Annotated in this window: 22 protein-coding genes; 9 read left to right on the top strand and 13 right to left on the bottom strand. The window is 67.4% G+C overall.

Annotated elements, in window-relative coordinates; translation table 11 throughout:
* Positions 1-6: 6 nt before the first annotated feature.
* The 5 genes from H162_RS0103235 to H162_RS0103215 form a co-directional block, all read right to left on the bottom strand.
* Entirely contained in the window at positions 7-2,343 is a 2,337-nt protein-coding gene (locus H162_RS0103235; protein ID WP_229451902.1) for a methyl-accepting chemotaxis protein, read from the bottom strand.
* Between the two features lie 59 nt (positions 2,344-2,402).
* The gene (locus H162_RS0103230) at positions 2,403-2,930 is read right to left on the bottom strand and encodes a chemotaxis protein CheW (RefSeq protein ID WP_020652010.1); all 528 of its coding nucleotides are present in this window, start codon (positions 2,928-2,930) and stop codon (positions 2,403-2,405) included.
* A complete protein-coding gene (locus H162_RS0103225) occupies positions 2,927-3,334 on the bottom strand; it encodes a response regulator (RefSeq protein WP_020652009.1) in 408 nt (135 codons plus the stop codon). The genes H162_RS0103230 and H162_RS0103225 overlap by 4 nt, the downstream gene beginning before the upstream one ends.
* A 25-nt stretch (positions 3,335-3,359) precedes the next feature.
* A complete protein-coding gene (locus tag H162_RS0103220) occupies positions 3,360-3,770 on the bottom strand; it encodes a response regulator (protein WP_020652008.1) in 411 nt (136 codons plus the stop codon).
* Positions 3,771-3,887: 117 nt separating this feature from the next.
* Positions 3,888-4,040: a rubredoxin gene (locus tag H162_RS0103215; RefSeq protein ID WP_020652007.1), complete on the bottom strand. Its 153-nt coding sequence runs from the start codon at positions 4,038-4,040 to the stop codon at positions 3,888-3,890.
* Positions 4,041-4,132: 92 nt separating this feature from the next.
* On the opposite strand from H162_RS0103215, the gene thiD reads away from it, so the two are divergent.
* The gene (gene thiD, locus H162_RS0103210) at positions 4,133-4,939 is read left to right on the top strand and encodes a bifunctional hydroxymethylpyrimidine kinase/phosphomethylpyrimidine kinase (RefSeq protein ID WP_026354167.1); all 807 of its coding nucleotides are present in this window, start codon (positions 4,133-4,135) and stop codon (positions 4,937-4,939) included.
* A 125-nt stretch (positions 4,940-5,064) separates the two neighbouring features.
* Positions 5,065-6,363: a glutamate-1-semialdehyde 2,1-aminomutase gene (gene hemL / locus H162_RS0103205; RefSeq protein ID WP_020652005.1), complete on the top strand. Its 1,299-nt coding sequence runs from the start codon at positions 5,065-5,067 to the stop codon at positions 6,361-6,363.
* Between the two features lie 150 nt (positions 6,364-6,513).
* Here the strand turns inward: hemL and corA are convergent, their stop codons facing one another.
* From corA to mpl, 8 genes are all read right to left on the bottom strand, one after another.
* Positions 6,514-7,479 (bottom strand): magnesium/cobalt transporter CorA, encoded by a 966-nt coding sequence (corA, locus tag H162_RS0103200; RefSeq protein ID WP_020652004.1) that lies wholly within the window; start codon positions 7,477-7,479, stop codon positions 6,514-6,516.
* Between the two features lie 126 nt (positions 7,480-7,605).
* The gene (gene mtgA / locus H162_RS0103195) at positions 7,606-8,319 is read right to left on the bottom strand and encodes a monofunctional biosynthetic peptidoglycan transglycosylase (protein ID WP_020652003.1); all 714 of its coding nucleotides are present in this window, start codon (positions 8,317-8,319) and stop codon (positions 7,606-7,608) included.
* Positions 8,320-8,329: 10 nt separating this feature from the next.
* Positions 8,330-9,139 (bottom strand): shikimate dehydrogenase, encoded by an 810-nt coding sequence (aroE, locus tag H162_RS0103190; RefSeq protein ID WP_020652002.1) that lies wholly within the window; start codon positions 9,137-9,139, stop codon positions 8,330-8,332.
* Positions 9,136-10,020: a TonB family protein gene (locus tag H162_RS0103185; protein ID WP_229451900.1), complete on the bottom strand. Its 885-nt coding sequence runs from the start codon at positions 10,018-10,020 to the stop codon at positions 9,136-9,138. Before H162_RS0103185 ends, aroE begins: the two co-directional genes overlap by 4 nt.
* A gap of 173 nt (positions 10,021-10,193) precedes the next feature.
* Positions 10,194-12,227: an RNB domain-containing ribonuclease gene (locus tag H162_RS0103180; RefSeq protein ID WP_020652000.1), complete on the bottom strand. Its 2,034-nt coding sequence runs from the start codon at positions 12,225-12,227 to the stop codon at positions 10,194-10,196.
* A gap of 1 nt (position 12,228) precedes the next feature.
* Positions 12,229-12,825: a chorismate--pyruvate lyase family protein gene (locus tag H162_RS0103175; RefSeq protein ID WP_040786281.1), complete on the bottom strand. Its 597-nt coding sequence runs from the start codon at positions 12,823-12,825 to the stop codon at positions 12,229-12,231.
* On the bottom strand, positions 12,822-13,415 hold the full coding sequence (locus H162_RS30000; protein ID WP_020651998.1) for a YqiA/YcfP family alpha/beta fold hydrolase: 594 nt from the start codon (positions 13,413-13,415) through the stop codon (positions 12,822-12,824). Before H162_RS30000 ends, H162_RS0103175 begins: the two co-directional genes overlap by 4 nt.
* Complete coding sequence (gene mpl, locus H162_RS0103165) at positions 13,412-14,782, bottom strand: UDP-N-acetylmuramate:L-alanyl-gamma-D-glutamyl-meso-diaminopimelate ligase (RefSeq protein ID WP_084676918.1); 1,371 nt, start codon at positions 14,780-14,782, stop codon at positions 13,412-13,414. The genes H162_RS30000 and mpl overlap by 4 nt, the downstream gene beginning before the upstream one ends.
* A 78-nt stretch (positions 14,783-14,860) precedes the next feature.
* On the opposite strand from mpl, the gene H162_RS0103160 reads away from it, so the two are divergent.
* From H162_RS0103160 to H162_RS0103130, 7 genes are all read left to right on the top strand, one after another.
* Positions 14,861-15,493 (top strand): hypothetical protein, encoded by a 633-nt coding sequence (locus H162_RS0103160; RefSeq protein ID WP_020651996.1) that lies wholly within the window; start codon positions 14,861-14,863, stop codon positions 15,491-15,493.
* A complete protein-coding gene (locus H162_RS0103155; protein ID WP_020651995.1) occupies positions 15,490-16,050 on the top strand; it encodes a TlpA family protein disulfide reductase in 561 nt (186 codons plus the stop codon). Before H162_RS0103160 ends, H162_RS0103155 begins: the two co-directional genes overlap by 4 nt.
* Positions 16,051-16,172: 122 nt before the next feature.
* The gene (gene aroQ, locus H162_RS0103150) at positions 16,173-16,604 is read left to right on the top strand and encodes a type II 3-dehydroquinate dehydratase (RefSeq protein WP_026354165.1); all 432 of its coding nucleotides are present in this window, start codon (positions 16,173-16,175) and stop codon (positions 16,602-16,604) included.
* Between the two features lie 97 nt (positions 16,605-16,701).
* Positions 16,702-17,169 (top strand): acetyl-CoA carboxylase biotin carboxyl carrier protein, encoded by a 468-nt coding sequence (gene accB, locus H162_RS0103145; protein WP_026354164.1) that lies wholly within the window; start codon positions 16,702-16,704, stop codon positions 17,167-17,169.
* Between the two features lie 89 nt (positions 17,170-17,258).
* The gene (gene accC, locus H162_RS0103140; protein ID WP_020651992.1) at positions 17,259-18,659 is read left to right on the top strand and encodes an acetyl-CoA carboxylase biotin carboxylase subunit; all 1,401 of its coding nucleotides are present in this window, start codon (positions 17,259-17,261) and stop codon (positions 18,657-18,659) included.
* On the top strand, positions 18,656-19,606 hold the full coding sequence (prmA, locus tag H162_RS0103135) for a 50S ribosomal protein L11 methyltransferase (RefSeq protein WP_020651991.1): 951 nt from the start codon (positions 18,656-18,658) through the stop codon (positions 19,604-19,606). Before accC ends, prmA begins: the two co-directional genes overlap by 4 nt.
* 3 nt (positions 19,607-19,609) lie before the next feature.
* A complete protein-coding gene (locus H162_RS0103130; protein WP_051109863.1) occupies positions 19,610-20,893 on the top strand; it encodes a DUF3426 domain-containing protein in 1,284 nt (427 codons plus the stop codon).
* The last annotated feature ends 4 nt before the right edge of the window (positions 20,894-20,897 follow it).

The following is a 20,897-nucleotide window of genomic DNA, read 5'->3' as shown; positions in this document are numbered from 1 at the left end:
GCATCCTTACGGCGCCACGCGGAAGCGCGACACCGAATCCTTCAGCTCCTGCGCCAGCGCGGCCAGTTCGCGGATCGACTGCGCGGTCTGGCGCGTGCCCTGCCGGGTCTGTTCGGTGACCGACAGGATGTGCTGCATGTTGTGCGCCACGCCGTTGGCCGAGGTGGCCTGCAGTTCGGTGGCGTAGGACATGCCCTGGATCAGCTCGGCGAGGCGGTTCGACACGCGCGAGATATCGGCCAGCGCGGCGCCGGCGGCGTCCGACAGGCGCGCGCCCTCGACCACGCCCTGGGTCGACTTCTCCATCGCCGCCACCGCATCGTGGGTGTCGGTCTGGATGGTGCGCACCAGCGCGCCGATCCCCTTGGCCGCTTCGGCCGAGCGTTCCGCCAGCCGCTGCACCTCTTCCGCCACCACCGAGAAGCCGCGTCCCGCTTCGCCCGCGGACGCCGCCTGGATCGCCGCGTTCAGCGCCAGCACGTTGGTCTGCTCGGTGATGTCCGAGATCAGCTCGGTGATCTCGCCGATCTCCTGCGAGGATTCGCCGAGGCGCTTGATGCGCTTCGAGGTTTCCTGGATCTGTTCGCGGATCTCGTTCATGCCGCGGATCGCATTCTGCACCGCGGTCGCGCCCTGCTCGGCCGCCGCGACCGACTGGCGCGCCACGTCGGCCGATTCCAGCGCCGAGCGCGACACGTCGGTGATCCGGCCCGCCATGCTGAGCACCGTGCTCGAGGCCTCCTCGATCTCGCGCGACTGCTGGTCGGCCGCGTCCAGCAGCCCGGCCGAGACCTGTTGCGCGCCATCGGATGCCTGCGCCACCTGCCCGGCGGTCCTGATCACGCGCAGCACCAGCCCGCGCAGCTCTTCCACCGTGTAGTTGACCGAGTCGGCGATCGCGCCGGTGATGTCCTCGGACACGGTCGCGTGCACGGTCAGGTCGCCATCCGCCACTTCCTGCAGTTCGTTCATCAGGCGCAGGATCGCGGCCTGGTTCTGGTCGTTGGTGGCCTTGGCTTCTTCTTCCTTGGCCTGGGCCAGCTGGCGCATCGCCTCGGCTTCGCGGCGGCGCGCATCGGCGCCGCGGGTGCGGTTGCGCGAGTCCTGCAGCATCACGCGCGAAATGCTGCCGCCCATCGCCAGGGTGAAGATCGAGGCGCCCACCAGCAGCCAGAACCAGCCGCCGCTGCCGCCTACGGAGCGGCGGTAATCGCCCTGCAGGTGCGCCAGCATCGCGCGCAGCTGTTCGTTGTCGCGCGCGATGACCTGTTCGGCCGCGCGCGCGGCCTGGAAGTGTTCGAAGTTGCTGAGCAGCGGCGCGATCGATTCCTGGTAGCGCTGGAAGCCTTCGCGCGCCCTGGCCAGGCGCGCGCGCAGGTCGGCGTCGGCCAGCGGGGCCAGGCCCAGGGCGGCGCTGCCGTCCAGCAGGCCGTCGACGATGGCGCCCAGGGCGGCGGTGTCGCGCGCGATGGTGTCGACGGCGCCGGCGCGCGGCATGCCCGGCGTCACGAAGGCGTGGGCGCCGCCGGACAGGCTCTGGGTCAGGGTCATCATGCGGCCCAGCGCGGCCACTTCGCGCGCGCTGCCGCCGCGCTGGGTGCGCTGGTCGAGCAGGCTGTCGGCCAGCGCCAGCAGTTCCGGCGTCAGCGCATCGAGCTGCGCCAGGCTGGCGCCGAAGCCCAGCAGGTGGCGCTTGTTCTTGACGATCGTGCTCGCGGCCGCGTCGGAGGCGTTCCATTTGGCGCGCGCCTTCGACAGCTGCGCCGCCATCTCGCCCGTGGCGGCGGGAATCGCGCCGGAGGCGGTGCTGCCGCCGCGCGCCAGCAGGGCCAGGTCGCGGCCCAGTTCGGTGCGGCTTTCGTCCAGCTGGGCAAAGGCGGCGCCGTCGCCGCGCAGCGCGTTCGGGGCGGCCTTGCCGACCCGCTGCGAGTGCATCAGGGCGTCGCTGGCGGTCTGGTTCTGGCCCGCGGCTTCGGCGTTGCGCGCGGCGTTCTGCCACATCGCCAGGATCGTCAGCAGGATGCCGACCACGAAGGCGCCGAGCAGCAGGCGCAGCTGGCGCGGCAGCGACCAGTGGCCGATCAGCGGCAGGCTCAGGTCATCCTGGTCCTTCTGGTCCTTGTCGGCAAGGTCGGCGGCCGCGTTCCTGCGGTGGCGTACGCCGCCGAGCCGGCGCACCGCCGCGTCGGCCGAACTGGCCGGAGCGGCGACAGGAGCGGCGCCCGGCGCCGCCACGGCAGCCACGGCGGCGGCGCCCGGCGTGGCGACGCCCGGACCGAACTGGGTGTCGGGCGACGACAGCACGGTGTCGTCGGCGGCGCTTTCCTTCGATAAGAAATTCATGCTGAGTTTCGAGGCGAATCCCATTCCGGCTCCTGGTCCTGCGATGTGTTTATGGTGTGTTATTGGTGGATGCCGACCTGCAGGAAGCGCTCTTCCCGCACCAGCGCCGCCAGCGACAGCGGCGTCCATGTATTGCCGTCGGCGTCGCGCAGCGCATCGCCCGCGCGCTCCATCGCGTTCGCCTGGCGCAGCCCGTACACCTGCGGCACCAGCAGCGCGCAGTTGAATCCGAGCGCGGGCGCGAACGTGACCAGCCGCGCCGGGCCGCCGGCCGGCGTGCCCTCCCCGCCCAGGTAGCGCGCGAGGTCGATCACGCCCAGCAGGCTGCCGCGCACGTTGGCCAGCCCGAGGTACCAGGGCTGGGTCAGGGGCACGGGGGTCAGCGGCGCCGGCGCGACGATCTCGCCGGCTTCGGTCAGGTCGAGCAGGTAGCGCGTGGCGCCGATGCCCAGGCCGAGCTGGTGCACGCGCGCGCCGCGGCCGCTCCTGGCGGCCTGCATCCGCTCCAGCAGCTGTTCCTGGTAAACGCGCAGGCGGGTGCGGCGCGTCGCGGGATCGTGCCGCGTGGCCTCGCCCGCGCTTGTCATACGCTCTCGCGGGACGGCAGGCCGGTGCCGGAATCCGCCGCGTTCAGCGCCGCGATGGCCGCCAGCAGCTGGCCGGGATCGACCGGCTTGACCAGGTAGTCGCGCGCGCCCTGGCGCATGCCCCAGATGCGGTCGGTCTCCTGGCTCTTGCTGCTGCAGATGATGACCGGGACCGAGGCCAGTTCCGGGTCGCGCGAGATCGAGCGCGTGACCTGGAAGCCGTTCGCACCCGGCATGACGACGTCCATCAGGATCAGGTCGGGGCGCTCGGCGCGGATCCGCTCCAGCGCTTCCTCGCCGTTCACGGCGGTGCTGACGGAATATCCGTTCTTGACCAGGATGTCGGTCAGGTAGAAACGCTCGGTCGGGGAATCGTCGACGATGAGGATCTTGTGTATGGCCACGTACGGCTCCGGAATCGGTTCGGGGTCAGGACTTGCCGGCGTCATGCTCGTGCGTCGCGTGTTCGCGCACGGCGGCCAGCAGGCTGTCTTTGGAAAACGGCTTGGTCAGGTAGGCGCTGGCGCCGACCATCGCGCCGCGCGCGCGGTCGAACAGGCCATCCTTGGACGACAGCATCAGCACCGGGGTGGCATGGAAGCGCGCGCTCTTCTTGATCAGCGCGCAGGTCTGGTAGCCGTCCAGGCGCGGCATCAGGATGTCGCAGAACACCAGCGCAGGATGGTGATCGTTGATCTTGGCCAGCGCGTCGAAGCCATCCTCGGCCAGCACCACCTGGTAACCGGCCTGGCTCAGGAAAATCTCTGCGGAGCGGCGAATCGTGCTGCTGTCGTCGATCACCATGATGGTCAGGCCCGTCGGTTGCGGCGATGTCGTCATTTTCGTTTCACTTCGGCATGAAACGTCACGATAGCACAGCGCCCCCCGCTTGTGCGGGAAGTGTTGCAGCGCGTCAACTATCGATACGCTGCTTCCTGCCTGCGCTCATCTCCGGATTCAGATTTCGGTCATTTCGAAGTCGTCCTTGCGGGCGCCGCACTCCGGGCAGGTCCAGTTCATCGGCACGTCGGCCCAGCGCGTTCCCGGCGCGATGCCTTCCTCGGGAGCGCCTGCGGCTTCGTCATACACCCAGCCGCAGATCAGGCACATCCAGGTCTGGAAAGGCGCCGTCGATTCAGTACTCACAGTATTGTTCCTTCTAAGTAGTAAAATGTGGAATCAGGTATCTTAATCTACCCGTCGTGCAAAACCAACCGTTACCCCTTATCCTGACTTTTGGCGTTTCCGACCCTGTCGGCGCACTCGGCGTGCAGGCCGACCTTGCCGCATTCGCCGCCCTCGGATGCCATGGCCTGTCGGCAGTGGCCGGGATCCTCGTATCGGACAGCGCCCGGGTCGAGAACATGTATGAAGTCGACAGCGACTGGATGGCCGAGCAGGCCCGGGTCCTGCTCGAGGACATGCCGATCGCCGCCTTCAAGGTCGGCGCCGTGTCCAGCGCCCTGCACCTGGCGGCGATCGCCGAAATCGTCTCGGACTATCCGGACGCGCCCCTGATCCTCGACCCCTTCCTGTCCGCCCTGCCCGATTCGGGCCTGGGCGACGAAGAGATGCTGTCGGCGCTGCGCTCGATCCTGGCGCCGCAGGCGACGGTCCTGATCCTGTCGCAGCACGAGCTGGGCCGGATGGCCGAGATGTGGCGCGACGGCGGCGACGGCGACGGCAACCTCGATGAAGACGTGGCCGAACTGACCTCCTCGGGCCTGCAGTACGTGCTGGTGACCGGCACCCGCGACGACAAGGGCCTGTGCTCGAACACCCTGTTCGATCGCGACGGCGTGGTCGCGCGCGTCGACTGGAACAACCTGCCGGGGCCCTTCGTCGGCGCCGGCAACACCTATTCGGCGGCCTTCACGGCCCTGATGGCGCGCGGGCTGGACGCGCCGGCGGCGCTTGCCGCGGCCCAGGAATACACCACCGGCGCGCTCGAACATGCGCAGCGCTTCGGCATGGGCAAGTTCATACCCAACAAGTTCTTCCGTCCGTAGGCGCCGTATGCCTACGGACGATTTCTTCGTTGTCCGTCCGTAGGCGCCGTATGCCGACGGACGATTTCTTCGTTGTCCGCCCGTAGGGCTTCCGGCCTGCGGGCGATTCCTTCTCTTTTTCGACCATGACCACAGAACAAGCCAGCTCCAAGAACGACATCCTGTTCGCCCGCGCCCAGCAGTCGACGCCCGGCGGCGTCAACTCGCCGGTGCGCGCCTTCCGCTCGGTCGGCGGCACGCCGCGCTTCATCACGCGCGCCGAAGGCCCGTACTTCTGGGACGCCGACGGCAAGCGCTACATCGACTACATCGGTTCCTGGGGCCCGGCCATCCTCGGCCACGCCCACCCGCAGGTGGTGAAGGCGGTCCAGGATGCGGCGGCGAACGGCCTGTCGTTCGGCGCGCCGACCGAAGGCGAGATCGAGATCGCCGAGGAGATCTGCCGCCTGCTGCCGTCGATCGAACAGGTGCGCCTGGTCTCGTCGGGCACCGAGGCGACCATGAGCGCCCTGCGCCTGGCGCGCGGCGCCACCGGCCGCGACAAGATCGTCAAGTTCGAGGGCTGCTACCACGGCCACGCCGATTCGCTGCTGGTCAAGGCGGGCAGCGGCCTGCTCACCTTCGGCAACCCGACCTCGGCCGGCGTGCCGGAAGACTTCGTCAAGCACACCCTGGTCCTCGACTACAACAACGTCCCGCAGCTGGAAGACGCGTTCGCGTCGATGGGCGACACCATCGCCTGCGTGATCGTGGAGCCGGTCGCGGGCAACATGAACCTGATCCGCGCCACCCCGGAATTCCTGCAGCGCATGCGCGAGCTGTGCACCGAGCACGGCGCCGTGCTGATCTTCGACGAAGTGATGTGCGGCTTCCGCGTCGGCCTCGGCGGCGCCCAGGAAATGTACGGCATCGCCCCGGACCTGACCGCGCTGGGAAAGGTGATCGGCGGCGGCATGCCGGTCGCGGCCTTCGGCGGCCGCGCGGACCTGATGCAGAAGATGGCGCCGATCGGCCCGGTCTACCAGGCCGGCACCCTGTCGGGCAACCCGGTCGCGGTGGCGGCCGGCATGACCACCCTGAAGCTGGTGCAGGAGCCGGGCTTCTACGAGCGGCTGGGCGCCCAGGCCGCCAAGCTGGTCGACGGCCTGGCGACGGCGGCGCGCGAAGCGGGCATCGCCTTCTGCGCCGACTCGGTGGGCGGCATGTTCGGCATGTACTTCTCGGCCACGGTCCCGTCGACCTACGCCCAGATGATGGCCGGCGACAAGGATCGCTTCAACCGCTTCTTCCACGGCATGCTGGAGGAAGGCGTGTACTTCGCGCCGGCGATGTTCGAAGCGGGCTTCGTCTCGATCCAGCACGACGACGCCGTGATCGAGGAAACCGTCGCCGCCGCGCGCCGGGTGTTCGCGCGCCTGGCCTGAGGTAAAAAAAACGGGCGGTGAGTCTTCACCGCCCGCTTCTGCGTAGGGTGGGCGGGTTTCCCGCCCACGCGGTGGTAGCTAGAGGCGAGATCATCGCGTCCGGCATCGGTGCCGATAACGATCACCGCGTGGACGGCATAGCCGTCCACCCTACTTCAGCCAGCCGCGCTTGTGGAAATACCACAGCGGCGCGATCCCGCAGGCCGCCATCAGGGTCAGCGCGAACGGATAGCCGAAGCGCCAGTTCAGTTCCGGCAGGATGTCGAAGTTCATGCCGTAGACGCTCGCGATCAGGGTCGGCGGCAGGAAGGACACCGAGGCCACCGAGAAGATCTTGATGATCTTGTTCTGGTTAATGTTGATGAAGCCGACGGTGGCGTCCATCAGGAAGTTCACCTTGTCGAACAGGAAGGACGTGTGGCCGTCCAGCGATTCGATGTCGCGCAGGATCTGGCGCGCTTCCTCGAACTGGTCGGCGTTCAGCAATCGGCCGCGCATCAGGAAGCTGACCGCGCGCCGCGTGTCCATCATGTTGCGGCGGATGCGGCCGTTCAAGTCTTCCTCGTGCGCGATCGCGTTCAGCGCCGCGGCGGCGTCCTGGTCGGTGAATTCCTTCTGCAGCACGCGCGTGGAGACCTCTTCCAGGCTCTCGTAGATACCCTCCAGCGCATCCGCCGAATACTCGGCGTCGGTCGCGTACAGGTCGAGCAGCACGTCCATGTAGTCTTCGATCGAACCCGGGCGCGAACGCGCGCGCATGCGCACCAGCCGGAACACCGGCAGGTCGTCGTTATGTACCGAAAACAGTTTTTTGCCGGACAGGATGAAGGCGACCGTCACGACCCGCGCCGGACCGTCGTCTTCCTCGAGCAGGAAGTCGGTGCGCAGGTGCAGGTCGCCGTTCTCGGCTTCGTAGTAGCGCGCCGACGCTTCGATATCCTGGACCTCGTCCTCGCCCGGCAGGGTGACGCCATACATGGTTTTCACCCAGATGCGCTCGTCCTCGGTCGGGTCGGTGAGGTCGACCCAGACCGGAGAAACGTTCTCGAGATCTTCGCGCGAAGCGATGCTTACCTGGTTCAGTCGGCCATTTTGTAGGACAAATACGTTGATCATGCGCTGTTTTCTCGGCCGGATTCGAAACTAGCGCAAGTGTACCCGTAACCCCCGGACGCGGCCACCCCGTCACGACAAATTGGGGCGGAAATCCGGCGTTTCAGGGCGCTCAAGGGCCTGGCGGGACTAGGGCAGCTCCGCAAAGCGCATCTGGCGCTGGATCGCATTGGTACGGCGCACCAGGTAGCCCGTGCTGCGGTGCCTGTCGTAGTAGCGCGGGTTGGGCAGCATGACCGCCAGGCGCGCCGCCTGCGCGGACGACAGGCCGGCCGCCGAGGTCTTGTAGTAGTAGCGCGCCGCCGCTTCGGCGCCGAACACGCCGCGGCCGAATTCGACCACGTTCAGGTAGACCTCGAGGATGCGCTTCTTGCTCATCACGGTCTCCAGCATGAAGGCGATCACCATTTCCTGGGCCTTGCGCAGGTAGCTGCGCGAGCCGGACAGGAACAGGTTCTTGGCCAGCTGCTGGGTGATGGTCGAGCCGCCGCCAACCACCTTGGCGCGGCGGTTGTTGCGCTCGTAGGCGCGCTCCAGCGCTTCCCAGTCGACGCCGTCGTGGTCGGCGAAATTGGCGTCCTCGGAAGCCACCACGGCGCGCTTGAGGCTGGTCGAGATGCGCTCGTAGGACACCCACTGGTGCTTGAGCTTCGCATTCGGGTTCTTCTCCTGCAGCGCGGACAGCTGCTGGCGCATGAAACTGGTCGAGGACGGGTTGAACACCGCATACCAGCACACCATGACGAAGAAGTACAACTGGATCGCCAGCACCAGCAGCAGCGGGCCGAGGAAGATCCACTTGAGCCAGCGGCGCGGCGCCGGGCCCTTGTGCGTTTTGCTCATTTCTTATCGATTATTGGCGCATCGAGTTCAGGACGTCCGCCGTGTCCGGCCTCACCCCGCGCCACAGGGCGAAGGCTTCGGCCGCCTGCTCCACCAGCATGCCCAGGCCGTCGCGTACAACCGCGCCGCGGGCCGCCGCGAAGTCCATGTACACGGTCGGTTTATTTCCGTACATCATATCCAATGCGAGGGTGCCCTGGCAAAAAACGCTGTCGGGCACCGGCGGCACGTCGGCCGCCAGGCTGGCCGAGGTGGCGTTGATGACGACGTCGAAGCCGCCCTCCACGTCCGCGAAGCCGCGCACGGCGATGCGCTCGGCGTAGGCCGCGAAATCACGCGCCATCGCCTCGGCGGTGGCGAGGGTGCGGTTGGCCACCACGATCTCGCGCGGGTCTTCGAGCAGCAGCGGCAGCATCACGCCGCGCGCGGCGCCGCCCGCGCCCAGCAGCAGGATGCGCTTGCCACCCAGGGCCACGCCGGCGTTGCGCACGATGTCGGCCACCAGGCCCGGACCGTCGGTGTTGTCGCCGGCGATCTCGCCATCCGCGAACACCAGGGTGTTGACGGCGCCGGCGGCGCGCGCCCGCTCGGACAAGCGGGTGGCCAGCTTCGCCGCCTCCAGCTTGAAGGGCACGGTGACGTTGGCGCCGCGGTAGCCTTCGTCGACGAGGCGGCGCACCGTGGCCTCGAAGCCGTCGAGCGGCGCCAGGCAGCGCTCGTAGTCCAGTTCCTGGCCGGTCCGGGCCGCGAAGGCGGCGTGGATCTGGGGGGATTTGCTGTGTGCGATCGGATTGCCGATGACGCAATAACGGTCGCTCATGCGCCGCCTCCTCGGAGTTCTGCCTGCATTTTTTCCTCTCGGGTGAAACGGAAGCGGGTGAACACTTCCCATAGGTCGTCCTTGCCCTGCGTGCGCATGTTGGCCGGGAAGCTGCCGAACGGCGCGGCGCGGCGCACGATCTCCAGCGCCGCCTTGTCCAGCGCCGCGCTGCCCGAACTGCGTTCGATGCGCGGGCCGCCGTCCTTCAGGTACAGGCTGCCGTCCTGGAAGACCGGGATGTAGACCACCAGTTCGCCGTACAGCTTGCGCCCGCTCTGCTGCGGGAAGTTGAGCGTGCCGACTTCCTCGACCCGCTTCTGCATCTCTTTATAGTACAGCGCGTAGCCGACCTGGCGCGTGCTGGGGGTGATCTGGGTGCGCTTGGGGCGCCGGTTTTCCTCTTCGATGCGCTCGAAGATCTCGGCCGCGCTGCGCGAGATCGCGCGGCTGGTATCGAGGTTGTCGGCGCCGGTACGGGTGGGGTCGGGCTTGTCCTTTTCGGTCAGCGCGGGCGCGGTGAACTGCGAGCGGCGGGCGCGGGTGAGCACGTCCTGCTGCTGCTGTTCCAGTTCGGCGATGCGGCGCTGCAGGGCCTTGATGCTGTCGCCATCCTCGACCTTGCGCAGGTCCGGCAGCGGCGACTTGGCGCGCCCCGCGTCGGCGCTGCCGCCGCCGTCGAGGTTGGCCTGGGCCAGGGCGTCGGCCTTGGCGGGGGCCTTGGCGTGCCTGGCATTGACCAGCACCACTTCCAGGCCGGGGTCGGCCGGCTGCTGGCGGAAGGCGTCGGGCGCGGCGAAACGGACCGCCAGCAGCGCCGCGTGCGCCACCACGGAAACGGCCAGGGCAATGATCAGGGGGCGGTTTTGTCGGGAATACGTCACGCGCAGCAGGGGCCGGAGGGGCTGTTGAATCAGGGAATTTAATCATTCTACCGCGCCAGTGGGCGGGTAGGGAGGGATAAGGCGTGGGTGCAACAGTCAGGTGTTGATACATTGGCGTTTTGCCAATGGTGGGCGTAGCGTGGACGGGAGAACCCGTCCACCCTGCCACGGCTTTACGACGCCGCCTGCTCCGTCCCCGTATCCACCACCGTCACCGCTCCCTCGGCCTCGACCGCTTCGGTCGCAGCCGCTTCCCCGGTATCGCCCTCTTCCTCATCCTCGAGCGCCAGCGCGGCATCCGGCGCCACGGCCGCCACTTCGAGCAGGCGCGCCTCCAGCGTCAGGTCGACCTCGTCCCAGCGCACGATATCCAGGCGCACCTGCGCCCCGCGCGCCACCTGGGTCATGCCGGCCAGGCGCACCACCAGCGGGACCTCGGCCAGGCGCACGATCTCGTCCTTCAGCACCACGGCCTCGACCTGCTTCGCCTGCTCCTGGCCCAGCCAGCGCAGGCACCAGTAGCGTTCCATGTTCTGCTGGAAGTCGTTGTACGCGGAATACGCCGCGTCGAACGCCGACACGATCGAGAACAGGGTCGCGTCGCGGTGCTTGAACGGCGCCACCAGCGGCGCGGTCACGCCGTTCGAGGCGCAGGCCAGGATCTGCCACTGGTTCACCAGGTCCGTGTAGCGGCGCAGCGGCGAGGTGCTCCACGCGTACTGGTCCACGCCCAGGCCCTGGTGCGGGGCCGCGTGCGTCACCATGCGCACCTGCAGCTTGGCGTTCCAGCCGCCGGCGCCCGGTGCCTGCGAACGGTAGATGCCCGGCACGCCCGAGTCGTGCAGCAGCTTGCCCCAGGTGCTGTTCGCGAAGATCATCAGCTCGGCCACGATCTTGTCCAGCGGCGCGCCGCGCTTGCGGCGCAGGATGGTCACCACGTCGTCCTCGACGTAGAAGTTGAAGTCGACGCGGTTCGCCTGCTCCGGCTTCAGGCCAAAGGCTTCGCGCTTCTTCATGCGGCCCGCTTCCAGCGCCAGCGCCCACTGCCACAGCAGGCCCAGCTCTTCCTTGTGCGGATACTCGCCCGCGCCGCTATTCAGGGTCTCTTCGTTGACCACCTCGTCGAGGTCGTTGTGGCGCAGGTTGCTCTTGACCGGCACGCGCTCGGCGCGGGTGGTGGTCGAGACCACCGACCAGTCGCCCGGGTTGAGCACCGCGTACAGCGACAGCGCCGGGCAATCGTTGCCCTCGGCCAGGGTGAAGGCGTCGACCACCTCGTCCGGCAGCATGGTGATCTTGTCGCCCGGCATATACACGGTCGACATGCGGGTGCGCGCGATCTTGTCGATGGCGTCGTCCGGGCGGATGCCCAGGCCCGGGGCCGCGATGTGGATACCCACGCGCACGGTGCCATCCTCCAGCTTCACCACCGAGAACGCATCGTCGATCTCGGTGGTGGTCACGTCGTCGATCGAGAACGCGGCCACGTCGGCCAGCGGCAGGTCGGCGGGCGCCTTCGGCACATCCACCGGCGGGAAGCCGGCGCCGCGCGGGAAGTGCTCGAACAGGAAGCGCGCCATGTGCAGTTCCTTGGGCGAGGCCAGGCCGCCGTTGGCCAGCATCAGGCGCTGGGCCGTGGTCTGCATCTCGTCGGCGGCCGTTTCCAGCGCCTTGTATTCGATGGTGTTCTTGTCCGGCTTGAACAGCAGCTGCTGCACCAGCGCCTGCATGGCCTGCGGCAGCTTGCCCGCCTTCAGCTCGTCCACATAGCCGGCCTGGATGATCGCCTGCTGCTTCTTCTTCTCGATGCCGGCCAGCGCCGCCTTCAGCGACTGCTCGGGCGCGGCCTTGTAGCGTCCGCGGCCCTTTTTATAGAAATAGATCGGCGCGCCGTGCAGCGCCAGCACCAGGCCGGCGGCCTCGAACGGCAGCGGCGCATGGCCGAAGTATTCGGCGCCCAGCTCGGCGAAGCCGAATTCCTCGGCGCCCGCCACTTCCCACAGGAAGTCGAGGTCGACCTCGGCGGCGATGCCCTTGGCGGCGTCCAGCAGGGCTTGCGGTTCCGGCTTGTCGAACTGCAGCAGCACGTCCTTCGCCTTGACCTTGGTGCGTTTCCCGCTCGGCATCTCGACCTGGTAAGCCTCGCCGGCCTGCGACAGTACGGCGCCGACCTTGAAGTCGCCCGACTCTTCAAAAAATAGATTCATGTTATTTCGTGTTCTTCAGGTGTGCGGCTGCCGCCAGGTCCAGCACCGCGGGCAAGAATACCTCGGTGACCAGCAGCAGTCCTTGACGGCGGCGGTAGACACAGCGCCGCGCAAAATAAATCGTTTCGTCCCCGCTGTCGTCCCCGGCCCCGGCGGCGGCGGCGCGCACGCGCTCCACCAGCGGATGGCCCGCGCGCAGGCGCGCGAACTCGAGCCGGCCGCGGCGCACCAGCGGGTCGTAGAACAGGGTGGTGCCGAGCGAACGCTCGCCCAGCGCGGAAAACAGCGGCCAGTCGTGCGCGGTGCAGCGCATCGGCACCACGGTATGGCCGAACACCACCGGCCTGCCGTCGCAGACCAGCAGCACTTCGCGCTCGCACACCTGCTCCCGGCGCGGCAGGGCGATCGCGCGCGCCTCGTCCGCCAGGCACAGGGCGCCGCCCTGGTGCAGGCGGCGCACCCGGAAGCTGCCGCTCTGCGCGGTCAGGCGCGCGGTCAGCGAGCCCGGGGTGGTCAGCCAGTCATGCATGGCGAGGGGCGCGCGCACGGCGCGGGCATGCGGCTGCCAGGCCGCCTGGCGCAACGAACCGCCCCTCACTGCAGCGCGCCCGCTTTGCCAGGCTGCGGCGTGCAGAACGCAAGCACCTCGTCCACATACTGCGGAAATTCGGAGATCGCATGATCGCTGCCCTCGATCACATGCTGGCGCGCGCCGGCATAGTGGGCCACCATCTCGCGGTAGTCGAGCACCTCGTCGCCGGTGGCGGCCAGCAGGAAATAACGCTCGGGACGCGTGATCGTCCGCACCCGCAGCGCCTCCAGTTCACCAATGTACTCCTGCTTGAACTCGAATAAATCATCCGAATGCCAGGCCCTGGTGACCCCGACATGCTGTTCCAGGTTGCGGGTCGGGTCGACCGCCGGGTTGATCACGACCGCGCGCACGCCGAGGCGCTCGGCCAGCCAGGTGGCGTAGAAACCGCCCAGCGAGGAACCGATGATGGACAGGTCGTGCGGCGCATGGCGTTCGGCCAGCAGCAGGGCCAGTTCCATCGCCGCCTTCGGCGACGCGGGCAGCTGCGGGCAGATCAGCTCATGCGCGCGGCCAGCCCCTTCCAGCGTCTTTTGCACCACCCGCGCCTTGAACGAACGCGGCGACGAACGGAAACCGTGCAAGTACAGGATCATGGGGCCAGCGCGTCCAGCAGCTTCTGGTGCACGCCGCCGAAGCCGCCGTTGCTCATCACGAGGATATGGTCGCCCGGCTGGGCCGCCTGCACCACCGCCTGCACCAGGTAGTCGAGCTGGTCGAAGCTGTGCGCGATCGCGCCCAGCGGTTTCAGCGCGTCGGCCAGCGACCAGCCCAGCGCCTGCTGGCTGCCGAAGCCGAACACCAGGTCGGCGTCCTTCAGGCTGCCCGGCAGCGCGTCCTTCATGGCGCCCAGCTTCATGGTGTTCGAGCGCGGCTCGAGCACGGCCAGGATGCGCCCGGCCGTGCCAAGCTTCTGGCGCAGGCCGCCCACGGTGGTGGCGATCGCGGTCGGATGGTGGGCGAAGTCGTCGTACACGGTGATGCCGTTCACGGCGCCGCGCACTTCCATGCGCCGCTTGACGCTCTGGAAGCGCGACAGCGAGTCGATGGCCTGGCCCGGGGGCACGCCGACATGGCGCGCGGCGGCGATCGCGGCCAGCGCGTTCGAGCGGTTGTGCCTGCCCGTCAGGTCCCAGTGCACGGTGCCCAGCACTTCATGGTTGAACACCACGTCGAAGCTGGCGCCGCCCGGATGCTCGACCAGGCTCCAGTCCACGCCGTCGGCCGCGCCGAAGGTCTCCTTCTCGCTCCAGCAGCCGCGCTTGAGCACGCGGCCCAGCGAGGCTTCGTCGCCGTTCACGACCAGGCGGCCCACGCCCGGCACGGTGCGCACCAGGTGGTGGAACTGGGTTTCGATGGCGCCGATGTCGGGGAAGATGTCGGCGTGGTCGTATTCGAGGTTGTTCAGCACCGCGGTGCGGGCGTGGTAGTGCACGAACTTGCTGCGCTTGTCGAAGAAGGCGGTGTCGTATTCGTCGGCCTCGATCACGAAGAACTCGGACGGCTTGTCGCCGTGCAGGCGCGCCGAGACGCCGAAATTCATCGGCACGCCGCCGATCAGGAAGCCCGGCGCATAGCCGGCGTCTTCCAGGATCCAGGCCAGCATCGAGGTGGTCGTGGTCTTGCCGTGCGTGCCGGCCACGGCCAGCACCCATTTTTCACGCAGGATATGCTCGCCGATCCATTGCGGGCCCGACATATACTTCAGGCCGCGGTTCAGGATTTCCTCGATCAGCGGGTTACCACGCGTCATTACATTACCGATCACATACAGGTCCGGGTTCAGCGACACCTGTTCCGGGCCATAGCCCTGGATCAATTCGATTCCCTGGGCTTCCAGCTGGGTGCTCATCGGGGGATAGACGTTGGCGTCGCAGCCGGTGACGCGGTGGCCGGCTTCCTTGGCCAGCACGGCCAGGCCGCCCATGAAGGTGCCGCAAATACCGAGAATATGAATGTGCATGACATGACGTGTGGAATTGCGAATACGCGATTCTACCCGAGCCGCTGTCATTTTCCGTTCAAGAGTATGATTCTCCCCATGATGCCGAACCAGAACAACGATCTCCTCCAGTTGCGCGCCGAGATCGCCGCCACGGCAGCGCGCATGATCGCCCAGGATGGGGCGGACTACGCGACCGCCCGGCGCAAGGCGGCGCGCCAGGTGCTGGGCGTCGACCAGCCGAAGCCCAACATGATGCCCGACGACAACCAGATCGAGGACGAGGTGCGCAAGTACCTGGCCATGTTCGGCGGCCCCGAACACGGCCGGCGCCTGGCCCACCTGCGCGTCACCGCCCTGCAGGTGATGGAAGCGCTGGCCGAGTTCCGCCCCTACCTCACCGGCGCCGTGCTCAACGGCACCGCCGGCGAGCACGACGGCATCCACCTCCAGCTGTTTGCCGACAGCGCCAAGGAGGTCGAGATATATTTACTCAACCGTAATGTTAATATTGAGATCTCGGAAATCCCGCATTTCAAGGGGGGCCGCCATCCGCCGGTCGAGACCGTGAGCTTTACCTGGCAGAAGGAAACCGTTCATGCCGAGCTCTACGAGTTCCACGACCTGCGCGGCGCCCTCAAGCCGCGTTCCGACGGCCGCCTGCAGCGCGTCGACGCCGCCGGCCTGCGCGCACTGATGACTACCGACGAGACTCTGGAACAAGACGAATGAACAAGAAACACGTGGCCGCCTACACGGCCGTTGCCGCCATGTTCGGCGTGATGGGCGCCCTGGTGGCCATCAACAAGAAAGACCCGCCCCCGGTCACCACCGCGATCGCCCCGACCGGCGGCCCGCAGCACACGGCTGTCGCCAACCTGTTCGGCCAGTCGCTCAACGATCTGGAAGGCAAGCCGCAATCGCTGTCGAAATGGCAAGGCAAGCCGCTGCTGGTGAATTTCTGGGCCACCTGGTGCGCACCCTGCGTGCAGGAAATGCCCGAACTGTCGCACCTGGCCGGCGAAGACGGCGGCAAGCACTTCAATGTGATCGGCATCGGCATCGATTCGCCGTCCAACATGGCCGAATTCGCTGCCAAACTCAAGATCGCCTATCCGCTGTACGTGGCCGGCATGGGCGGCACCGAGCTGTCGCGCGAGTTCGGCAATACCGCCGGCGGCCTGCCCTATACGGTCCTGATCGGCGCGGACGGGCAAGTGCGCAAGACTTACCTGGGCAAGCTCAAGTTCGATGAACTGCGCGCGGATCTTGCCAAGCTGAACGGATAACGAACGGTCGTCCTTTTCGAAACTGCTGTTAAACTGCCTTCATCAACTGACAATTTTACCGCTTGCCAACAGGCGTGCTTGGCGGCACAATGCCTGACTTTCGGGCATACAGACTCCTTATCATGGCGAAAAAGCTACTGCTGCTCAACGGTCCAAATCTGAATCTACTAGGGACCCGGGAGCCGGGTGTGTACGGCGCGACCACCCTGGCCGACATCGAAGCGGCGGCGGTGGCCCAAGCCCAGGCGGCCGGCGCAACGCTCGACTGCTTCCAAAGTAATCATGAAGGCGCACTGATCGACCGCATCCATGCCGCGCGCGACGAAGGCGTGGAAGCGATCGTCATCAACCCAGGCGGCCTGACCCATACCAGCGTGGCTCTGCGCGATGCGCTTGCCGGCGTGGCGATCCCCTTCGTGGAGGTGCATATCTCGAATATCCACCAGCGCGAAGCCTTCCGTCACCATTCCTATCTCTCTGCCATCGCGCGCGGCGTGATCTGCGGACTGGGACCGGACGGATACAGGTTTGCCATCGACTTCGCGCTTAAATAGCGTTAATCTACGTCAACTTCATGTATCAAGCAGCGGCGCGCCTACCACCATCGCGCCGACTTGCTCTCTCAAAACGAATAATTCCAAGGGGTTTCACATGGATCTACGAAAACTCAAGACTTTGATCGACCTGGTCGCTGAATCGGACATCGCTGAACTCGAAGTGACCGAAGGCGAAAGCAAGGTTCGCATCGTCAAGTCCTCTGCAATCCCGCAAAATCAAATGATGGTCATGCCGCCGCAGGGCGTGCAGCATTATGCCGCGCCGGCCGTCCAGGCCGCGGCACCGGCTCCGGCCGCCGCCGCGCCGGCCCCGGCCGCCGAGCCGACCGGCCATGTCGTCAAGTCGCCGATGGTCGGCACCTTCTACCGTTCGTCGGCTCCGGGCGCTCCGGCCTTCGTCGAAGTCGGCCACAACATCAAGGAAGGCGACACCCTGTGCATCATCGAAGCGATGAAGCTCCTGAATGAAATCGACGCCGACGTGAGCGGCGTTGTCACCAAGATCCTCGTGGAAAACGGCCAACCGGTCGAATTCGGCCAGCCGCTGTTCGTGATCGGCTAAGCAGCCCCCGGCGGCCACTCCTGCCGCCAACTCATCCATGTCGTGTCCGGCGCTATCGCGCCGGTTTTCACAGAAACACCAAACCTACCATGTTTGAAAAAATCCTCATCGCCAACCGTGGTGAAATCGCGCTGCGTATCCAGCGCGCCTGCCGCGAACTGGGCATCAAGACGGTTGTCGTTCACTCCGAGGCGGACAAGGACGCCAAGTATGTGAAGCTGGCAGACGAATCCGTCTGCATCGGCCCGGCACAATCGTCGCTCAGCTACCTGAACATGCCGGCGATCATCAGCGCGGCCGAAGTCACCGATGCGGAAGCGATCCACCCGGGTTACGGCTTCCTGTCGGAAAACGCCGACTTCGCCGAGCGCGTCGAAAAATCGGGCTTCGTCTTCATCGGCCCGCGCAGCGACTCGATCCGCCTGATGGGCGATAAGGTTTCGGCAAAACAGGCGATGATCAAGGCGGGCGTGCCCTGCGTGCCGGGTTCGGACGGCGCCCTGCCGGACGATCCGAAGGAGATCATCCAGACCGCGCGCCGCGTCGGCTATCCGGTCATCATCAAGGCCGCCGGCGGCGGCGGCGGCCGCGGCATGCGCGTGGTGCACACCGAGGCCGCCCTGCTGAACGCCGTGGCGATGACCAAGACCGAGGCCGGCACCGCGTTCGGCAATCCGGAAGTCTACATGGAGAAATTCCTGGAAAATCCGCGCCACGTGGAGATCCAGGTGCTGGCCGACGAGCACAAGAATGCCGTCTGGCTGGGCGAGCGCGACTGCTCGATGCAGCGCCGCCACCAGAAAGTGATCGAGGAAGCGCCGGCGCCGGGCATCCCGCGCAAGCTGATCGAGAAGATCGGCGACCGCTGCGCCGAAGCCTGCCGCAAGATCGGCTACCGTGGCGCCGGCACCTTCGAATTCCTGTACGAAAACGGCGAGTTCTACTTCATCGAGATGAACACCCGTGTCCAGGTCGAGCACCCGGTCACCGAGATGATCACCGGCATCGACATCGTGCAGGAACAGATCCGCATCGCCTGCGGCGAAAAGCTGCGCTTCCGCCAGCGCGACATCATGCTGTCGGGCCACGCGATCGAGTGCCGCATCAACGCCGAGGATCCGTTCAAGTTCACCCCGTCGCCGGGCCGCATCACCGGCTGGCACCCGCCGGGCGGTCCCGGCATCCGCGTCGATTCGCACTCGTATGCGGGTTACTATGTGCCGCCTCATTACGATTCGATGATCGGCAAGGTAATCTCGTATGGCGCCACCCGGGACCAGGCGATCCGCCGCATGCAAATCGCGCTCTCCGAAATGGTGGTCGAGGGTATCCTCACGAATATCCCGCTGCACCGCGAACTGATGGTGGACGCCCGCTTCATCGAAGGCGGCACCAACATCCATTACCTCGAGCAGAAGCTGGCTTCCAAGCCCGACCTGCCGAAGGAAACGGCGCTCGGCGCCAAATCGGAAGCCAAGGTAGAGGCATGAGCTGGACTGAAGTCGTCATCGAGATCGCACGCGAGCACGCCGAGGCCCTGTCGGACGCCCTGATGGAGGCCGGCGCGCTGTCGGTCTCGGTCGAAGACGCCGACGAAGGCACGGAAGCCGAGAAGCCGCTGTTCGGCGAACCGGGCATGGAACCCACCGAAGCGGCCTGGGACCACAGCCGCGTGGTCGCGCTGACGGATACCGACGCCGACCAGTTCGCGATCGTCACCGAAGCCGCGAACGCCATCAAGCTGACCCAGATCCCGGCCTTCACCACCCGCGCGGTGGCGGATGCCGACTGGGTGCGCCTGACCCAGTCGCAGTTCGAGCCCATCCACATCGGCAAGAACATCTGGGTCGTGCCGAGCTGGCACGAGGCGCCGGACCCGAACGGCCTGATCCTCGAGCTCGATCCGGGCCTGGCCTTCGGCACCGGCAGCCACCCGACCACCCGCCTGTGCATGGAATGGCTGGAAGCCCATCCGGCGCCGGGCAAGTCGGTGCTGGACTATGGCTGCGGCTCGGGCATCCTGGCGATGGTGGCCAAGAAGCTGGACGCGGCCGACGTCGTGGGCGTCGACATCGACCCGCAGGCGATCGAATCGGCGCGCGCCAACGCCGAGCGCAACGGCGTCGAGATCGCCTACTACCTGCCGGACGCCTTCGCGGCCTCCGGCAATGCGCACCATGCCAGCGGCAAGTTCGACATCGTGGTGGCCAACATCCTGTCGAGCCCACTCAAGCTGATGGCGCCGATGCTGTCCGGCCGCGTGGCGCCGGGCGGTTCGCTGATCCTGTCGGGCGTGCTGGCGCGCCAGGCCGAGGAAGTGGCCGCCGCCTACGCACCCTTCATCAAGCTGGGCGTCTGGGCCGAGCAGGACGGCTGGGTCGCCCTCCACGGTCAGCTCGGCCAGGACACCGCACCGCCGCCGCGCTCCGCTGCCTGAGGCATGGCGCTCGCCACCCAATGCCCCCACTGTGGCACAGTGTTCCGCGTCGCCGCGGACCAGCTGAAGCTGCGCGGGGGCATCGTGCGCTGCGGCGCCTGCCAGCAGGTCTTCGACGGTAACCGCGGGCTGGTCGACCTGTCGGCCGCGCCTGCGGCTAGCGCGCCGGCCGCCACGCCGCCGGCGCCTGCGCCTGCTCCTGAACCCTCCCCTGCCCCGGCTGTCGCCGCCGAGGCTTCCCCGGAAGCGCCCGCCACGCAGGCCGGCGACGTTCCCATCTACACCCTCGAATTCGACCGCACCTTCGCGCCCTTCGGCATCCTGCCGCAGGCGACGGATGCGGATGCCGCGCAGGCAGAAACGCGTGCGGAGTCCATAGCGCCGGAGCCTGAACCTGAGCCTCTGCCTGAGCCAGAACCGGAGCCGGAGCCGGAGCCGGAGCCGGAGCCGGCGCAAGCTGCGGCGCCGGCCGGCGCCGCGGTGCTCGACCTGCCGGTCGACGAAGAGCTGGTGGCGGCGCCGCCGCCCGACGACGGACTCGAGCCGGAACCGGCGCAGCAGGCCGTGGCGGCGCCCGCGCGCCCGGGCCGGGCCGAGGCGCCCCCGCTGCTGCTGCGCGAATCCACCGGCGGCCAGGCGCCGCCCATGCCGCCGGTCCAGCCGCCGCCGAAAAGCCCGCGCCTGCGCGCCGCCGAGTCGCGCGCGCGGCGCTCCAAGCTGACCCCGACGAAGATCGAGCCGCCCAAGCTGCGCGTACCCGAAGCCGACGAGCCCGAATTCATGCGCCGCGGCCGCCAGCGCGAGAAGTCCGGCAAGGCCGTGCGCATCGCGCTGGCCGTGGGCAGCGTGGCGCTGCTGCTGGCGCTGGCGGCGCAGGCGGTGCTGAGCTTCGGCGACGTGCTGGCGGCGCGCTATCCCGGCATGCGCCCGGCGCTGGTGTCGGGCTGCGCCCTGCTCGGCTGCCGGATCGAGCTGCCGGCGCGGATCGACCAGCTCGTCATCGAGACCGGCGAACTGACTACCCTGGGCGGCAACGCCTATACCCTGAGCACCCTGCTGCGCAACCAGGGCGACCTGGTGCAGGCCTGGCCGAGCATCGAACTGACCTTGTCCGACGCCGACGACAAGCCGCTGGTGCGGCGCGTATTCGGCCCGCGCGACTACCTGCCGCCAGGCGTCGCGCCCGCCGCCGGTTTCGGCGCGCGCGCCGAGCAGCCGGTCAAGCTCCATTTCCGCCTGGAGGACGTGACGCCCTCCGGCTACCATATCGCCGTTTTCTATCCTTAAGGCT

This window comes from Massilia niastensis DSM 21313, assembly GCF_000382345.1.
Classification (GTDB): domain Bacteria; phylum Pseudomonadota; class Gammaproteobacteria; order Burkholderiales; family Burkholderiaceae_D; genus Telluria; species Telluria niastensis.
The sequence above is the reverse complement of the archived record's forward strand: the minus strand, read 5'-3'. Positions and strand labels throughout refer to the sequence as shown.

Excerpts from the sequence above, each read along its gene's own strand:
- H162_RS0103235 (WP_229451902.1), bottom strand. The coding sequence starts at position 2,343 with ATGAATTTCTTATCGAAGGAAAGCGCCGCCGACGACACCGTGCTGTCG.
- H162_RS0103230 (WP_020652010.1), bottom strand. The coding sequence starts at position 2,930 with ATGACAAGCGCGGGCGAGGCCACGCGGCACGATCCCGCGACGCGCCGC.
- H162_RS0103220 (WP_020652008.1), bottom strand. The coding sequence starts at position 3,770 with ATGACGACATCGCCGCAACCGACGGGCCTGACCATCATGGTGATCGAC.
- H162_RS0103215 (WP_020652007.1), bottom strand. The coding sequence starts at position 4,040 with ATGTGCCTGATCTGCGGCTGGGTGTATGACGAAGCCGCAGGCGCTCCC.
- hemL (WP_020652005.1), top strand. The coding sequence starts at position 5,065 with ATGACCACAGAACAAGCCAGCTCCAAGAACGACATCCTGTTCGCCCGC.
- corA (WP_020652004.1), bottom strand. The coding sequence starts at position 7,479 with ATGATCAACGTATTTGTCCTACAAAATGGCCGACTGAACCAGGTAAGC.
- mtgA (WP_020652003.1), bottom strand. The coding sequence starts at position 8,319 with ATGAGCAAAACGCACAAGGGCCCGGCGCCGCGCCGCTGGCTCAAGTGG.
- aroE (WP_020652002.1), bottom strand. The coding sequence starts at position 9,139 with ATGAGCGACCGTTATTGCGTCATCGGCAATCCGATCGCACACAGCAAA.
- H162_RS0103180 (WP_020652000.1), bottom strand. The coding sequence starts at position 12,227 with ATGAATCTATTTTTTGAAGAGTCGGGCGACTTCAAGGTCGGCGCCGTA.
- H162_RS30000 (WP_020651998.1), bottom strand. The coding sequence starts at position 13,415 with ATGATCCTGTACTTGCACGGTTTCCGTTCGTCGCCGCGTTCGTTCAAG.
- mpl (WP_084676918.1), bottom strand. The coding sequence starts at position 14,782 with ATGCACATTCATATTCTCGGTATTTGCGGCACCTTCATGGGCGGCCTG.
- H162_RS0103160 (WP_020651996.1), top strand. The coding sequence starts at position 14,861 with ATGATGCCGAACCAGAACAACGATCTCCTCCAGTTGCGCGCCGAGATC.
- H162_RS0103155 (WP_020651995.1), top strand. The coding sequence starts at position 15,490 with ATGAACAAGAAACACGTGGCCGCCTACACGGCCGTTGCCGCCATGTTC.
- aroQ (WP_026354165.1), top strand. The coding sequence starts at position 16,173 with ATGGCGAAAAAGCTACTGCTGCTCAACGGTCCAAATCTGAATCTACTA.
- accB (WP_026354164.1), top strand. The coding sequence starts at position 16,702 with ATGGATCTACGAAAACTCAAGACTTTGATCGACCTGGTCGCTGAATCG.
- accC (WP_020651992.1), top strand. The coding sequence starts at position 17,259 with ATGTTTGAAAAAATCCTCATCGCCAACCGTGGTGAAATCGCGCTGCGT.
- prmA (WP_020651991.1), top strand. The coding sequence starts at position 18,656 with ATGAGCTGGACTGAAGTCGTCATCGAGATCGCACGCGAGCACGCCGAG.
- H162_RS0103130 (WP_051109863.1), top strand. The coding sequence starts at position 19,610 with ATGGCGCTCGCCACCCAATGCCCCCACTGTGGCACAGTGTTCCGCGTC.